At 38.7% G+C, this 17743-nt stretch carries 12 protein-coding genes; 9 read left to right on the forward strand and 3 right to left on the reverse strand.

Annotated elements, in window-relative coordinates; genetic code table 11:
- The 8 genes from tssM (at position 1) to HQQ94_RS03970 (ending at position 9176) form a co-directional block, all read left to right on the forward strand.
- Positions 1–3453 (forward strand): type VI secretion system membrane subunit TssM, encoded by a 3453-nt coding sequence (gene tssM / locus HQQ94_RS03935; RefSeq protein WP_173293194.1) that lies wholly within the window; start codon positions 1–3, stop codon positions 3451–3453.
- A 12-nt stretch (positions 3454–3465) separates the two neighbouring features.
- Positions 3466–3960, forward strand: a complete 495-nt coding sequence (locus HQQ94_RS03940; protein ID WP_173293195.1) for a phosphotransferase — start codon at positions 3466–3468, stop codon at positions 3958–3960.
- 44 nt (positions 3961–4004) lie between these two features.
- Entirely contained in the window at positions 4005–4862 is an 858-nt protein-coding gene (locus HQQ94_RS03945) for a hypothetical protein (RefSeq protein WP_173293196.1), read from the forward strand.
- A 255-nt stretch (positions 4863–5117) separates the two neighbouring features.
- Positions 5118–6275 (forward strand): ImpA family type VI secretion system protein, encoded by a 1158-nt coding sequence (locus HQQ94_RS03950; protein ID WP_173293197.1) that lies wholly within the window; start codon positions 5118–5120, stop codon positions 6273–6275.
- A gap of 334 nt (positions 6276–6609) precedes the next feature.
- The gene (locus HQQ94_RS03955; protein WP_173293198.1) at positions 6610–7005 is read left to right on the forward strand and encodes a curli production assembly/transport protein CsgE; all 396 of its coding nucleotides are present in this window, start codon (positions 6610–6612) and stop codon (positions 7003–7005) included.
- A gap of 24 nt (positions 7006–7029) precedes the next feature.
- Positions 7030–7425, forward strand: a complete 396-nt coding sequence (locus HQQ94_RS03960; protein WP_173296502.1) for a curli assembly protein CsgF — start codon at positions 7030–7032, stop codon at positions 7423–7425.
- Positions 7425–8192, forward strand: a complete 768-nt coding sequence (locus HQQ94_RS03965) for a CsgG/HfaB family protein (RefSeq protein ID WP_173293199.1) — start codon at positions 7425–7427, stop codon at positions 8190–8192. The genes HQQ94_RS03960 and HQQ94_RS03965 overlap by 1 nt, the downstream gene beginning before the upstream one ends.
- Before the next feature lie 318 nt (positions 8193–8510).
- A complete protein-coding gene (locus HQQ94_RS03970) occupies positions 8511–9176 on the forward strand; it encodes a response regulator transcription factor (RefSeq protein ID WP_173293200.1) in 666 nt (221 codons plus the stop codon).
- A gap of 241 nt (positions 9177–9417) precedes the next feature.
- Here the strand turns inward: HQQ94_RS03970 and HQQ94_RS03975 are convergent, their stop codons facing one another.
- Both HQQ94_RS03975 and HQQ94_RS03980 read right to left on the reverse strand, forming a co-directional pair.
- A complete protein-coding gene (locus HQQ94_RS03975; RefSeq protein WP_173293201.1) occupies positions 9418–10929 on the reverse strand; it encodes a curlin in 1512 nt (503 codons plus the stop codon).
- Between the two features lie 15 nt (positions 10930–10944).
- Entirely contained in the window at positions 10945–11343 is a 399-nt protein-coding gene (locus HQQ94_RS03980) for a curlin (protein WP_173296503.1), read from the reverse strand.
- Between the two features lie 507 nt (positions 11344–11850).
- Here HQQ94_RS03980 and HQQ94_RS03985 point away from each other — a divergent pair.
- The gene (locus tag HQQ94_RS03985; RefSeq protein ID WP_173293202.1) at positions 11851–14361 is read left to right on the forward strand and encodes a S8 family serine peptidase; all 2511 of its coding nucleotides are present in this window, start codon (positions 11851–11853) and stop codon (positions 14359–14361) included.
- 81 nt (positions 14362–14442) lie between these two features.
- Here the strand turns inward: HQQ94_RS03985 and HQQ94_RS03990 are convergent, their stop codons facing one another.
- Complete coding sequence (locus HQQ94_RS03990; RefSeq protein WP_173293203.1) at positions 14443–17448, reverse strand: M9 family metallopeptidase; 3006 nt, start codon at positions 17446–17448, stop codon at positions 14443–14445.
- Positions 17449–17743: the final 295 nt, after the last annotated feature.

Below are 17743 nucleotides of genomic sequence, written 5' to 3' on the forward strand. Positions count from 1 at the left end.
ATGATTAAAAAAATAATGGCAATTTTATTTGCAACATTGAGCCTTTTTGTGATGTTAGGTGCTTGGATTTATTTTCCATTAGAGGACCTTCTCTGGGTAAAGGTAATGACAGTCGTCTGGTTTGTATTAACGTGTGTATTGACTATTTTTTGGTGGCGTAAGCAAAATGCTATTGACCAAGAAAATGATACGTTAACTGCTCAACAGCAGTTACTAAAACAAGATACCCGTATGATTCAGCAAAAATTCGAATCAGCGATACGCAAACAAAGCAGCTACAAATCGAGTAACGTGTATTCTTTACCTTGGTATCTCGTTATTGGTGGGAAGGGGGATTCCTCTGCAACCATTTTGCATGAAAATGGCTTCGAACTTATCAATGATAAATTGTCCGAAGGCCGTGAAGTCGATATTCAGTATCTGCGTTTTTGGAGTAATGATACTGCTGTTATTATTGAATTAGGTGAGGCGATAGTAAGCCATGATGGTATTGATGAACCATTATGGCAAGTGTTGTTACAGCAGTTACTCAAATACCGTCCGCGCCAAGCTTTAACGGGTATCGTGTCTATCATTGAATGTGATCAAGTGTTAAATAAAGATCGTAAAGATCTTAAGTCAATTGCTAGTGTTTATCAAAAATGTTTTATTTCTCTTAATAAAATATTACAACTTGAATTACCCCTTTATTGCTTATTTTCTAAGGCTGATTGTCTGGCTGATTTTACTGATTTTTTTGAGCGTTATTCTACGGATGATTTGGACAATCCATTTGGCGTGACTTTGTCATGTGATACTAAGCGGCGTTTTAATAAGGAGGAATTTGAGTTACAGGTTCAAAAATTGCTCTCTTCTTTAGTGAAACAGCAGTTTGGTCTTATGTACGACTCAAATAGTGATCGTGTTAGGACGCTCGTGGCATTACCTTATCAGTTGCAAATGTTCTTTGAGCATATAACTGACTTGCTTAATGAAATAGGTCGTGAAAGTCGAGTGCGACAAGCCGTATGGGTTCGCGGCGCTTATTTGTTATCTTCAGAGCAAAAAGGGAATAAATTTGACTTGTTAACTCAAGTAATTGCCGAAAAAGCAGGATTTAACTCCCAAACACAAGGTCAACAAGCACCTGGAAATCGAAGTTATTTTGTTTCACGTTTATTTAGTCATGTTATCTTGCGAGAGAGAGGCATTACCGGCCTCAATAAATGGCGTGATTTACGCTACGTAGTCGCGAGAATAGTAATGATGTCTACGGTAGTAGGAAGTTTGATTTTTTCAGGGATAGTATTAAATAATAACTGGGATCATGATGAGTTATGGCGTAATAAATCTATCGCTAGCATGGATAATTTTGCACTTAACACTCAAAAAATGCCAGCTAACTATTCAATTTTAGATACCATTTCACCCTTGACTGTATTGAGAGGCTCTGCAGTGACAGGTATGGGAGCCAAGACTTGGTATCAAAGCGTCAGTGTTAAGCAAACATCGACTGCAGTACGCATGAATTCGGTTTATCAGAAGCAATTAACACGATTACTATTGCCCAAGTTGGAAACCATTATTAGCAATGAGCTATCCCTATATATCGGTATGGGAGACGCTGGCAAAACATTAGAAGTGCTTCGTTATTATTTGATGCTTTTTGATAAAACCCAGCTTGATCTTGCAGCCATGGAAAGCTTCTTGTTCGACATTATAAAGGTGAAGGGTGGCGTTTCTCTAGACGATTTAGCTAAGTTATCTTATTTAATCGAGGATTTACTCAGCAGTCATTACGATGATTTTTTGAAACCAAATCAAGAACTCATTATGGTTGCTAAAAATAATCTAGCAGGCTTATCACCAGAACGTTTAATATATGCGCAAATTAAAAGCTTGCCTCAATATCGTCATCAAGTGGATTTACGCAGTATGCTAGGGCCAAAATTTGATACCGTATTTGCCTTCACTAAGGACTTTAATGGTTATTTAGTTCCTGAAATTTACACTAAAACTGGGTACAGTAAGTTGGATTTTAGTGCTGAATCCTCGCTTTTACGTCATGAATTGAGTGTTTTTAAGTTGCTTAAAGGGCAAGACCCACAGGTTTCTTTTGCTGAATTAACTGATTTACGTCAGAAAATTCAAAAGCTGTATTTCTCTGAATACATAAGCTACTGGAAAGATCTAATCGCCAATATTCATATTAAACGCTTTACGAGTCAATCGGGATTGATTTATGGGTTAAAAAATATCGCAGATGTTTCGATAAGCCCAATGCTAGATGTATTAAACACCGTTGTCAGCAATACCAGTTTAGCGGTAACAGAGCCAAGTAATGACGGTCGAAACAGTTCGACTACGGCGAATCAGTTGGGCTTGAACAAGGTGGCGACTTCTTTAAATAAGCTTAATAAAATTAAAAGTATAGGAGGAGATAAACTACTTCGTATGCAAGCAGCTTATGTCGTCAACGAAGCGTTTAGCGATTTATCATATTACTTAACAGGTAATGGTCAGTCTGATGGGGCAGCTCCTATAGATACCTTATTAGAGACAGCCACTGAGCTCAGTCGTTATTTGGATAAAGCTCAAATCAATTCAGAACCCAGTAAAGTCCTTTACAAATATGCCGTAGAGCATGCTAAAAGTGGCCAAGATCCAATTACAAATTTAACTAATTTGATAGGAAATAAACCTGAGTTGGTTACTTTATGGGCTCGTGATCTTGCCAAGCAATCATGGAAGCAAGTGCTTCTTGGCAGTTCGAATTACATTAATAAACAGTGGTATGAAGGGGTGTACTTATTTTATTCGAAGTCCATTAAAGGCCGATTCCCTTTCTATTTACAAGGACGTGGTGAAGTTGATCTTAATGATTTTTCAGATTTTTTTAAACCTGAAGGGCGATTGGATCAATTTGTTGAGCAAATTCTTAACCCTTTTGTGTATTGGGATAATGGTGTTCTAAGGTTACGTGTGATTGATGGTATGACATTGTCGATTAGTAACAAAGCTCGGACACAGCTTCGACAAGCGAATAAAGTTCGTGAGGTATTTTTTGGTCCGAATGGTCAGAAGTTAGGAGCAGGATTAGAGTTAAAGGTCAGCTCAATGAGTACAACGGTGACTGAATTTCAACTCAGAGAGACTGATAATGTTTTTGATTACAAGCATGGACCACGAGTATGGGAAGCCATTAATTGGCCAGCGAGTGATATAGATGGTTATTTAAGTGCTAATTTCTATCTTGGGCAAGACAGGGTTGCGACCAAATCATACACTGGACAATGGGCGTTATTTCGATTTTTATTGGATGGTACTTCTACAAGCACTTCTGCGAGACGAGTTCGTAAATTGAACTATGTGATTGAAGGAAAAAGAATTGCACTCCAATATACATTACGTCATTCGAGCCAAGTATTAGATCAGTCATTATTTGCACAATTTGTACTTCCTAAGTACCTATAGTAAGTGAACCACATGATGAATGTTAACCCGACATATTTGGTTAAACATTATTTTTGTCAAGAGGAAATGTGGCGCGAGTGGCAAGCTGTTAATGCTTGCCACAGCTTTTGTATTCAAAAAGCCATCGCCATTGATGAAAAAAAACAGGCTATTTATTTTGAGTATTATTCTGCATTTCGCTCATTAAATGAATTAAGAGATCAAGAACTCAACTTATTGATTTGCTTGTTACCCAAAATAGTGCACGCGATATCACATTGTCATCAGCAGGGTTGGGTTCATGGCGATATCAAACCGTCGAACATTCTGTTTGATGAAGAAAATACTTCAGTCCGGCTTATTGATTTTGGTGCCAGTTATCCAATAGGTGTAAATCGAGCATTACTGCCAGCATGGCAATTGACACCGATGTTTTCGTCGTCAAATCAGAAATTAGGCGTGGGTTATGTTGAGGAGGATGATGATTGGTATGCATTAGAAAAAATGATGCAACAAATTGACAGCTAGCGATTAATAGAAAGTACATATAAATAATGATATAGGATATTGACATGAATTTTATTTACCCCCCACACGTTGTAAGTCGAGAAGATAAACTTAAATATGAGGCTGAGCAAGCTTTGCTAATATTAAGTGATAAATCAAATGTACAGATTATCATTAAGGTGACAAAGTCAATAATTAAAGTGTTGGAAAAAAATAAAGATATTAAAAGTTGTGACATCTCTGAGTTTGGAGCATTTTATAATAGCGCTAGAACGAGTAATTTATTTCCTACTCACACTAAAGTTAAGAACGTTTCAGAAAAGAAAGATCTGGTGAAAATGTTAAAAAAACAGGCTTCATCAAAAGAGAAAGATGCAATAATTGCCATTCTTACCGTTATATGGATTCTTCCTAAATATTTATTATCTGCAGTTGATCAGAAAAGAAAAGAAGAGATATCAAGTGTCTACTCTAGTTTTGATAGATACGGGAGAAATCATAGTACTATGAATTTGGAAGTTAAAAAGCAAACATTGATGGCTAAAAACCTTTTTGGATCTGCACAAATTAAAAGTCAACTGTTAAATAACTTAAACCCTCTCTATCAATTAAGTAGCCACTATGTAGAGAATAATGTTAATGCTCTTTCAACCAGATCAATTTATACCAGAAATAAAATGGAAGGTGTTCCATATTTGGCTGGTACATCTGGGATGGCTAATGGTTTTTGTAATACGTTAAGCCTCCTTAATATTGGGATTAGTAGTAGTGAAGGACAAAAACTTGAAAATATAATGTCAGCTTTTATTGTTGGGATTGGATTTCACTCTTTTCAAGAATGTTATGATGCATTTGATATGACTGACAAATATACCGATATGATCGAAGTAATGATGGATATGGGTGATCATGTTGTGATTTAGCGTATATTAATGTTTAAGTGTAAAATATCTAATTTACATAATATTTTTTGAGTCCTATATGTTGGGTTTGCAATATTTTGGTAGCGTAAAAAATAATTTTGAGCATATGTTGTAATTAGTGTTAACAATGTAATTGTGATAACTAGTCATTAAAATTACTAATACTGACTAAACGTAATAAAACCTTGTTGTGTTTTTATCTATGTATAGAATGTGTGTTTATGCTTATTTATAGATTAATTGAGAAGAGAAAAAATGTTGCTGTCTAATGCTGAAATTGTCGATCTATTGATTCCTATTGATGAACTGCTACCGTGTGGTGCCTATTTAAAATTAGATAAAAGTGCATTCAGGCCTCTTCGTAATAAATTTAATTTAGGCAAGACATCTCTTCGTAAGTTGACTCAAAATCCTAGTGCTGAAGAAAAAGAGCAATTAACTGATGAAAACAGTCATCTATGGCAGTCATTAGCTGAAAGTTTAATGCATAATTTTCGTCATGTAAGTCGTGATATTGAGTTGATAGCTTGGTTTATTGCTGCTCAGGTTATTTTAGATAATAGTTTTGAGAGTGTAGCTAATAGTCTGTCTTGGTTAACAGATTTAATTGAGTGTAATTGGGATACGCTAAATCCGGTATTGGATAAACAAAACCTGCAAGCTACTGATGAACCTGGACAACTAGTTGAGCAGACTCATTTCAAATTAAAGGCTTTTTTCCAGTTAGCTGGAGACAGTGAGGAAAGTAATCTCTTATATGCTCCTTTATTATTGAAACCATTAGTGGGTGAGTTAACTTTCTTCGATTACAAAAGTGCACAGCGAAAAGGTGAAATCAATGCGCTGCAACAGAGAGTTTCAGGCAAGGTTACTCAAGAAAAAGAAGTTATTATTGATCGCTTAGTTAATCTCGAACGGTGTCTTAAAGAAATTGAAAGATTGGATGCTACAGTGAGAGATAAAGTTATACATAGTGGAGTGAAAAGTACAAATTTTAGTGTGTTAAAAAGTATTTTTAAGCAATTTAATCATGCTTTGGAACAATTATCAGGATTGACTTCACCTGTTACCAACTTGGAGGAAGTTGATGTGGACTTACATCAGCAAGATAATGGAGGTGAAATAGGGCCTGAGGAAACGGCTTACATAGCATCTCCATTTACCACAACGAATCTGAAAAAGATTGCTAAGAACAACGTACACAATCGAGAGCAAGCGCTGCATTTACTCGGGGATGTCGCTGAGTATTTTCGAGAAAGTGAACCCCATAGCCCTGTTTCCTTCTTGTTGCAAAAAGCAATTGGCTGGGGAAATAAATCTTTTCCAGAGTTGTTAGAGGAGCTATTTGATGGTCAAGATAATGATCTTACTCATAAAATATTCAATCTTGTTGGGGTAAAAAAAACGGATTGATGTCATTGTGAAGTGGCGATTATTATCGCCTTTTACGTAAATATCTGTTTGTTATTTACTGATTATTAAGCTTAAAAATACATTTCTGATCTTTTATCTCCCACAGCAATTTTTTTCTCATCATTCCTCTTGATACAAGTAATAGCCCGAAAGTACTACGCTCTTGTGCTATATATTTAACATTATTGGACATTGAACGTTTTCTGTTCGTCAACCAAACGTGATCACTGATAGTGTTGTTCCACGTTGTCATCTTGCTGGATTTTTTTGGCGTTATAGCGTGTATTTGTAAGTTCAGTTTTTTGTCTTTTTTCTTAGTTGAGATTGATAACATATGAAAAAATGGGTTTATTTATTACTGTTTATTTGTAGCTTGCCAGTAGTCACTATCGCGGTTGAGCGTGATATTGAAATTAGTGGTTTAGTCATAGATAGAACCCTGACACGTTTCGGTAAAGATTTTGGTTTTTATTATTCAGGATATTGGCGAGATTTGCCTTTTACTCAAGGCTTTAATGTGACCCTTGATGAAACTGTTTTTCCTCAGTCTGGCACTCGGCTGACATTAGCGGTTAATGGGCAAACTATTTACATTACTTACTTTGGTCGTCGTGAAAAGCCCATTAAAGATCGAGCTGAGCAAGCGATATTACTCACAATAGATCATATTGCTCAAGTGAAGGCGAATGCCATTACCGCTGAAATGACGGACATTGATGATGGTTATTAACGTTAAGTAATGAGGAGTAAAATGATGAAGTATAAAATGTTACTTTTAGCGGTAAGTTTGACTTTAATGATAAATTTGGCTCAGTCGACAGAGTTAGTTTATACGCCGATTAATCCCAGCTTTGGCGGATCAGCACTCAATGGCTCTTATTTATTGAATAAGGCTAATGCGCAGAATGACAATACTGCGAAAAAAACCGATAAAGACTTTGTTACCCGTTTTAAAGAATCCTTGGAGCGAAGCGTCTTAAGTGAAGTGGCTCGAGGAGTTGCGGGTGGTGATATCAAGGAGGGAACTTATGATACTGGAGATTATCGTATTGAAGTGATCCCTGCTGGTGGTGGATTAATGGTGACGGTTATTAACTTGATAACTGATGAAGTGACAGTGATTGAAATGCCGTCATATGGAGTGAATTGATGAAATCATTTGTTATTATTATGCTTAGCTTGCTCTCTGCTTGTGGGCTAATTCCCAAACCTGAATTACACATGACTCAGGCTGAGATTAATCCTGTTAGTGCTACAATGAAGGCTTTACAGGCAATGAAAGGCCCTAAATATCCAATCCCAGTTGCAGTATATTCATTTCGTGATCAAACTGGGCAGTATAAACCTCAGGCTAATGTCAGTTCATTTTCAACTGCAGTAACACAAGGTGCTACTTCGATGTTGATTCAAACGTTACTTGAATCTCATTGGTTCACACCTGTTGAACGTGAAGGATTGCAAAATCTTTTAACCGAAAGAAAAATAACTAAAAAACAACCTAACAAAAATAAAGAACTTGATGTTCCTTTGTTGACGAATGCGCGATTGTTACTTGAAGGTGGAATAATCAATTATGAAGCGAATGTGAGTACTGGTGGCATTGGACTTCAATATTATGGTATCGGTGCATCAGAGGAGTATCGAGAGGATCAGGTCACTATTTATTTGAGAGCGGTTGATGTGTACACGGGCAAGGTAATGATTTCTGTTTCAACCACTAAGCGTGTATTTTCTCAGCAAATGAGGGCTGGTTTAATGCGCTATACCAGTTTGAATCGTTTGGCTGAAGCTGAGATGGGTTACAGTACCAATGAACCGGTACAGTTTTGTGTTTTGCAAGCGATTGAATTAGCCGTTGCTGAAATGGTAGATAAGGGGATTGAATTAGGTTACTGGAGCCCAGAACAATCAATATAAAGATGTTTACGCTCTGAGTATGAATGACAGGTCATTAGGTGCTCTATTATCGATATTTATCTCTTAATTTGACGTTATAAAATTTACTTTAAATTAATGCTTGCTTTACTGAATATAATATTTAATTCATTAATATTATTTTCATTTGTTTAAATGTTGAATTTATTGTGTCGTGTTGGTGTTTTTTCTGGTAACTTGTATCACATTAACGCAATAACTTTTCTCAAAAGATAAACATCTGTAGTAACTCTTATGGACCGAAGAGTTTTTGTGTTTTCTTCAGGGTGGAAACATAACTATATCGACAAGGAAAATAGTATGAACCAAATCGATGAACTTGTTTTTTTTCATCAAATCGATGCGCCATGTCACTTAGCCATTTTGGCTCAATCCATAGGTTTAAAAACACGTATTGTGAGTAAAGCCTCAGAGTTATGTGAAGGAGATATTTCCAACCGCTTTTGTTTCATTGCCCAAAAAGGGGAGGCACTTGATAGTAAAGGTATTCCTCTGGTGGCATCTAGACTTGCTTCACAGCTTCCCGTAGCGCTTCACCAAGTGGAACCTAATACATTGCAGGCAGAGTCGGCATTATTATTAGGGATTAAAGGATTACTGTATTCAAATCAAGGAATGGACTCTTTAATGTCTGGGTTAATGAGTATGGTTGAAGGTGAACTCTACTTTGACAGACAGTTGATCAGCCGTGTATTTGGCCAACTAGTACGTAAGTTAGATAGTGCTAATGATACATTGCAAGATACTGCTGTGATGATGCAGATGCTAACGAGTAGAGAACGAACCATCATTAGCCTTGTGTCGAGCGGAGCTAGAAATAAGGAGATTGCTCATAGGCTATGTATCAGCGAGCATACTGTGAAGGCACATATCTCTTCTATATTCAGAAAGACACAATCTCGGAATCGGGTTGAGTTACTTAGGTTAGCGCAAAGCTATCAGAGTCAGCTGGAGTTATGCTCTTAGTTATTAGCATAAAATGGCAAATCCACACAGAGCAAAAATTATAATGCCAGCAAGTTAAGCTTACTGGCATTTTTATGGTAGGTATAACAGGTGACTGCAAGGTGCGCATTACACCTGCAGAAGTGTTAAAATTCCCATTTTATTTATAAAAAATCCAAGCACATGGCAGTACTTGGATTGCTAATCATTAAGCAGATACTCTGAGAGAGCAAATAACACTGCCACTCGTTATCAGATAAATTTAGTTTTGAATGACAGTTGCTGTATTGAAATCACCAGTTTGAGTGACTGAAATAGTATTATCCATACCTGTTTGAGACCCTAAGGTTAAATTATCGTTACCAGTTTGGGCAATGGTTAGGCTATTACTATCACCCGTAACAATAAAGGCGCCATCATCTTTACCGCCAATCCAGTTACCATTACCTGTCTGTGTTATCAGTGTGCCATTGTCATCACCGGTAAGAATAAGGTCAATCAGGTTAAGATCGCCTACTTGCGTCGTTTCTATATCTGTATTATCGACACCTGCAATACTAATAAAGGCTTCGTTATCATTACCATCTTGCTCAATATCTATTTCGTTATCACTGCCTATTATCTCAGTTTTGCCAAAGTTAATATTACCTTCTTGGCTAATATCGATAGCGTTATCATCACCCTCTGCATAAGCTTTGAGTTCGTTGCCATCTCCATCACTTCTTAAGGTAAAATCATTATCGTTGCCGTAGGCACCGAAAGTGGCGAGGTTGGTGTTACCTTCTTGATCCAAAAAGACGTCTGTATCATCGCCTATTGCTTGAAATACTAGGCTGTTGTTATCACCTTCTTGCTCGATATTGATATCATTATCATTGCCTTGGAGTTCGGCAATAAGAGTCCCACCAATCGTGTTGTTCATGCCTATTTGATTGACTTCAAAAAAATTATCATCACCTTGAGCAAAAGACAGAGAAGCAATGTTGTTATCACCTTCTTGATCTATTTCGATTTCATTATCAGATCCAGAGAGTGCGAATACGGCACCTAAGTTGTTCGCGCCTATTTGACTCATAACGAAATTGTTATCGTTACCGATCAAATCATTGACGGCTGCGGAATTTTCACTTCCATCTTGATAAGACTCAAGGTCGTTGTTATCTCCTACTATATTCGGCATCATATTAAGAGATGACATATCCACAGTATTACTCGATCCCACTTGAGTTATATCGGCATTGTTATCATTGCCTTCGACGAAAAATGAACTGATGTTACTGTCGCCAGTTTGATTCATGTCTGAGGTATTATTATCACCGATGAGGCTGGTCGTTGTGTTATTATTAGTCCCATCTTGCATGATATCAGTGCTGTTATTGTGTCCTGTGACGTCCATGCTTGTGTTGTTAAGTTTGTCATACTGAGCGACATACACTTGGTTATTGTTACCTGTGACCTTAACGTTTGATATGTGTGAATCATCAGTTTGATCGACTTCAATATTATTATCGATGCCTGTTGATTCGGTATTGGCTTCGTGGGAAATTCCTTCTTGAACTATCGTTGCCGATTGATCGTTTCCTTCTTGAGTGATCACGGCAATATTGAGATCGCCACTTTGCTCTATAAAAGCCTCTTGACCTATAGCATTTTCTTCATTGGTCGTTTGTGTAATGGTTGCCGAATTTTGTGAGTCAGCAAAGACTGAGCTGCTCATTCCAAGTCCTGCTGTTATTGCTAGCGTAAGTATTGTTTTTTTAGTGTGAGATTTCATATGACTTTTCCCTGCTTAATATTGTGTTATGGTTATTTCTGCACCATCAGCAAGCTGCTCGATGGAAAAGTTAGCATGACCAAGTTGATTTAAATTAACTAAGTTATCATTGCCAACTTGCGTGATTGAGGCGTTATTTTCGGTACCGACTTGAAGAAGTTCTACTTGGTTATTCTTTCCATGCTGAATGACATCTGCCTGATTACCTTCTCCTATTTGCTGCAAGTAAGCATAATTCTGACTGCCCATTTGCATTATTTTTGCTTGGTTAAGAGTGCCTAGTTGAACTAGGTTTATTAGATTTTCTCGTCCACTATTTTCAAGAAGAGTTTGTAGGGTGACAGGTAATTCATAGTCATTATTAATGTCTAATTCATCTGCTTGGACACCCATGCCACAACAAATAATCAACATAATTAAAGGCGCGGATTTAAGTACTGGCACTTTTATATTCCTTTTTTATGAGTTTTAGGTTGATCTCACTTTAGAACCGCTCAAATTCGTGGGGCATTTTTTTAGATATCTCGCTTACTGCGATAGATCCAAATGACTATCCAAGTTACAGCGCTGTAAAAATGTCGCAATCGGAAGAAAGGTCTATTTATAAAAAGTCAAAATAATAAATTAAAAAAATAGGTAGATATCTATTAAGATTATATTTTATAAATGTTTTTTATATTTCTTTGTTTTTCTAAATTGTATATTCGGTTACGTAAGTAAGATAATGGAAGTAGTGCAAAGGTTGTAATCAATCTCCTTTGGCTTTTAAAACAGTGTATTTATGCCAACAATTATTTTGTGAAAAACATCGCGCACTGGAATTTTATGTTGAGACTTTACCTGTAGGCAGGATAACTACTGAAAAGTTATATAAGGCATGGATTCTGGATCAGAATATTCAAGAATAAAGGAAGCCAGAATATGTTTAATAAGCTGTCACCTATCGCACTTGCTATTACAGGTATTATCACGGTATCTGCAGTGCCTGTTCAAGCTAAATTGATTCAACATGAGTATGTAAAAGATTCAATTTTAGTTGTATACAAAGACAATACGACTAAGTCTGATCGCCTTTCTGCTCAACGTCTAGTTCGTGGTTTTACTAGAGATGTTAATGCCGATGGCGTTGATGATATGTTTGCTAATTTATTGGGCGGCAGATTATCAACACTTACGTTAAGTTCAGGCTCAGATGTGTTTACCGCGATTAAAATGATCAGTCAGCATCCTGCGGTAAAATATGCAGAGCCTAATTATGTTATTAAAGCGATAGGTGCGCCTGATGATCCGGATTTTGTTTCTCTTTGGGCGATGAATAATACCGGGCAAAATGGTGGTACAGCGGATGCCGATATTGATGCTGTAGAAGCGTGGGATATAACCACGGGCGATGCAAGTCTTGTTATTGGCGTAATAGATACGGGTGTGGATTACAATCATCCCGATTTGCAAGGTAATATTTGGACTAATCCAAATGAAATTGCTAATAATAATATTGATGATGATGGTAATGGTGTTGTTGATGATGTTCATGGATTTAGTGCAGTGAATAATAGTGGCGATCCCATGGACGTTAATGGACACGGAACCCATGTTTCGGGAACAATTGGCGCTAAAGGTAATAACGACATCGGTGTTGTGGGGGTCAATTGGGATGTCTCTATCATTGGTTGTCAATTCCTCGATGCTGGCGGCTCTGGCTCTACTGAAGGTGCGATTGCCTGTATCGATTATTTGACCGATCTTAAAAAGAATTATGGTGTCGATATTAAAGCGACGAATAATTCGTGGGGTGGGGGTGGTTTTAGCCAAGCATTAAAAGATTCGATTGAATCTGCTGGTGATGCTGGGATCTTATTTTTCGCAGCAGCAGGTAACAGTGCGCGTGATAACGATGTCACTCCCAGTTACCCAGCGAGTTATGATTCAGATGCTGTGATGGCGATTGCAAGTACTGATCGTAATGACAATATGTCCAGTTTTTCCCAGTGGGGGCGAGTAAGCGTTGATATGGGGGCACCAGGTTCGTCAATTTTGTCGACTACGCCTGGCAATCGCTATGATACGTATTCAGGTACGTCGATGGCAACACCACACATGACAGGAGCAGCGGCCTTAGTTTGGTCGATTAATCCTGATTTAACTCTGCTTGAAATGAAGCAACTTCTCATGGATTCAGGTGACCTTAATGATGATTTAGCAGGGAAAAGTGTGGGAGGAACGCGTTTAAACCTTGCTAAAGCACTTGACATGGCTGATCCATCTCCAAGTTATCGATTTACAGTAAGCCCAGCTTCTCAGACGATAGAAGCTGGCATGGCAGCTAGTTATGATTTTGGTCTGGGTAGTGTGGCGGGGTGGGATGGCTCAGTAGAATTAAGCGTTGCAGTTTCTCCTTCGTTAGAAGGTGTGTCGCTATCAACTGATGCTGTGATGGCGGGTGATAGCTTTACCGCAGATATAATGACCACTGCGATGACTCCTTGGGGTGATTATGCTATTACAGTATCGGGTAATGACGGCGTAATAGAGAAGAGTAAAACGGTATTTCTAACTGTACTCCCACAAGGTATCGCTGATTATACTTATAGCAATGATAATGCGGTTGATATACCAGACAATGATCCAAATGGGATCGTGAGTCATATTGAAGTAGCTGACACATTAGAGGTCTTTGGTGTGAGTGCTGATGTCGATATCACCCATACGTGGAGTGGTGATCTTATCGTTAAGTTGACTTCACCACAAGGGACTGAAACTGTATTGCATAACCTTGCTGGAGGCAGTGCGGATGATATTGTGAAGAGCTGGGAACTGACTGATTTCAATGGTGAGATGGCTACAGGAACCTGGACATTGTCAGTGAGTGATAATGCAGGTGCTGATGTGGGTATGCTTAATCATTGGGGAATGGTGATTTCAGGATTGGGTGGTGACGTCACTGACGCACCAGTGGCTGGTTTTGATTATAACGTCGATGGCTTACAGGCTAGCTTTACCAATACCAGTACCGATACCAATAATGACATCGTTAGCTATAGCTGGAGTTTTGGTGACGGCGGTCATTCAATAGCGATGAATCCGACTTATACTTATGCTACATCAGGTCATTATACAGCGTCACTGACCGTGACCGATGCTGAAGGAAATACGGATACTGTCAGTATGGATCTTGATGTATTTGATGCGACAATTACGGCAGAAGTTATCCGAGCTAAAGTGTCTCGTACTGGACGTGCTTTGGTTGACTTGAGCTGGGATGGGGCTGCAGGAGTGTGGGTAACTGTTTACCGAGATGGAAAGAGGGTCGCAACGACTGGCAATGATGGCCGTTATCGTGACCGTTTCAGTAATGCTCCAGCATCGGTTGAGTATAAAATCTGTGAAACGAACATGACTTTATGTTCAGATCCGATTGTTGCTCAATTTTAAAAGTCGACAGTAAAATATTGTTAGCGGCCTTAAGGCCGCTTTTTTTGGATAGAATATGATGGATTCTCGGTTGCAATTACACTACTTTAGATCCACTTGAAGCGCGACTCCAGAGCTGGGTATCTCACTGAGCAATGTAATGTAATACCAGCCAGAAGCTGGATTGCGTATGTTGAAGTTTTCACTTGTGCTATCAGGGGTTGTCGAAGCAAGATCGTAGCGATTGGCATTGGGCCAAGTTGTGCCACCATACAGGCTGATATCTCCGCTGCCATATGCTGAACTAACGGTGAGTTCATTGACTCCCTCATCAATCCAAAGTGAGTAATAGTTGATACCATCAGTAGAGCAAACAGCTTCACCTGATGTTAAGATAACCTTATTGACGGGAGTGAGTGTTTGGCATGCGTCTTTTATCCGCGATGTATTGGTATTGAGATCAACCGTGACGGTTACACCATTAAATTCAGTCTCAGTATCAAGAGTAATGTAGCGCCAGCCACTATCGACAGTGACATGTAAAGCTTCACTATTTCCCGTATTGGTTGAGCTGGATTGATATTGAGTACTAGTGGCCCAAGTATCGGCATTGAAATAAACATTGGCATCACCCTCGCCCCCTGATGTGGTGATGGAAAGTTGGGTATTATCTTCTTCTATATAGACGAATAAGTTATTTTCACCACCGCTAATACATTCACTTTTTCCGAGTGTTAATTGACCTTGAGTGATGGTTGCTGCGCCACAATGGTCAATAGGAGTGGAGGGTGGCTCTTTGCCATTGTCAGCCTCTTGGGCTGGATCTGGGTCGGCAATGACCTCAATGGTACTGACCAGTAAATCTACACCACCAAAATCACCAGAAAGCGTAAAATAATGCCAGTTCTCATTTGGATCCATGGTCACTTTAATCACTTCATGGTTACCATTACCTATCCCATAACCATCATTTGATTCGCCGCTTGCCCAGCCTGTCGTGCTGTAATATATGTCGGCATCGCCCCACCCACCACCGACTTTAACCCAAATGTCTTCGCTGGTTTTATTGACATTGGCAATGGCAAAATGGGTACTGCCATTTTGTGAATAAATACACTCAATAGGCGTATCAAATTCTAGGCTAGTTTGATCATTATAGCGGTAGGCTTCATCCGTGACTTCACAGGGAGAGTAGTCTGTGCTGTTCGTTATTTTAGGGCCTGTCCAGTTACTCACAGTACCACTTGGGAGTGCATCAATATCAGATGGACCTGTGTCGACGATGCCATTATCAATAACGCTTAACCCACTGGTGAGCCAGCCGTTCCATTCGTTGTCATATCGAGTACCGATACTATCCATCAATATTTGGTATTCTTTATATTGATCATTACGAAGATAAGATAAGATTTGATCAACATCTGATTGATGGTTCTCAAACATAAAGCGTACTGCTAAGTATCCCCAGCGATAAATACGATCTTGACCTGAGTCATATTGATTTTTGAAGATAGTCGACAACGGAAATTCAGCTGTTTCTCCCATCGTAATAGCGGCAGTATAGCCATTACGATAAGAAATATATTCCGCTAATCCTTCTATCCACCAAATGGTGTTTTCAGAGAGTCCGTGATCAAAGTTACCATGTAAGTTATAGCGTCCATCTAAGTAGTGCACATACTCATGCTGAAGGTTCCATATATGAAAGTCTGGTTGACGCCATTGGGCTTCATAGGCGATAAATCTGGCCTGATTTTTGATAGCTGCAGGAGAGCCTTCTAAATACATACCACCATTATTGGTGTCTATGCCAAAGAATGTGCCAGCATAAGATTGATAATTATTTGAACTATCAAATATGATTAATTCAAGGGCCTCGTTATTGTCATTGTTAACTGGGATGTTATGTGTTGCTAATTTGCTGTGAAAGAAGCGCTCCTGCTCTCTGAGCACGTCGCAAGCCCACTTAGCTTGATCTTGGTAGAGTGCTTGTGCGCGCATTTTTAGGGTGTCTGAACATTGCCAGTTAAAGCCGAGGGTATCTGTTTCCAGCTGTGTTTTATATCCGCAAATAAGGTAGTCATTACAGTTGGAACGGTCGTAATAATCTGCCATCTCAGCAGCGGCTAGCCAAATTTCATTGGATTCATCATTTTTATTACTGCTATTGAGTACGGTTTTGACTAAGGCCGTAGTCCTGATTTTCATCTCTGGAATATAATACAGTCGTGCCATTTCACGCACACTGTTGACTAACACATATTTAGCATCAGTACCGATTAAGTGTCTATTTCTGAGTTGAAAGTGATTGAGCGAGTCGAGAATACTGTGATCCGTTGCGAATAGGGCCTGCATCTCATCATCCCATTGCCCTCTAAATAATGTGGTGAAGACAGCATTAGCGGCATGATTCATGTTTGGGTTTGCTTGCCAAGACGCATCATATTCACTAAGCACTCGTTTCGTTATATGGTTAAAGTCGGCACCTAATCCAGCTGAATCTATCAAAATGAGAGATTCCTTTAATAGCCCAGCATTCTCATCGGTTACTTCCCATATATGACTGTTATTGAAGATATTTGTGAGCGAAATTTTAATATTTGCTTTTACTGCACTGGTGTAGGGCTGTATATATTGAGGGCTATAGAATTGCACATAGAGTGCGGCACGCAGAAAGTAGATAAGGGATTCGACCCCAGAAGTGTCAACACCTGTGTAATGTTGCGCTCGAAAACCTATTTCGCTAGCAACAGTGAATATGTTGGCTTCGCTAAAGAGTGCAGTGGCATTAATGCCTTTGAGGGCATAAAGTGGGCTAACACATTGTGGATCTGACTTTACAAGTTGATTGACCAGAGCAGGGCCGCTTAACCCAATAAAGTCACTGCAATGATTGACAGCAGCGGATCCAGTTGGCCCCGTTAATCCGGGCATAGCGTTAGCCGTTTTGTCGTTTACCCAAGGGGATAGTGTTTGTGTTAATGGTAATGCTGCAGAAAGACCAGTCTCTGTTAGGCTCAAATGTGTAGGGTGTTTGATGCTTGGCTGACTAATAGAATTAAAGCTTGCCGCTAAACTTAATGCGACGACGAGATATTTTAATTTCATATTAACTCCATTTTTTTATTGTTAGTACGGATGCTTATCTATTAGTAAGGCGTCCATAGCATCGCTTTTATGTCGATAAATTTAGATATCGTTTCTCTTAGGCTGAAATTGATGGTTTATCTGAGCGAAGGTATTTTTAATCAATACGTTAAATTTTTATGCGATGTTTATGGATGTGCTTTAGATTATTTTTTAAGGGATTAAATAGAGGATGCTAATTGATTAATGCTGTTAATATGGCTGGTTATTTCTCTGTGACGATTAAAGATTGATTTACGGTTATTTGAGGTGTAAC

Source organism: Shewanella sp. VB17 (assembly GCF_013248905.1).
Classification (GTDB): domain Bacteria; phylum Pseudomonadota; class Gammaproteobacteria; order Enterobacterales; family Shewanellaceae; genus Shewanella.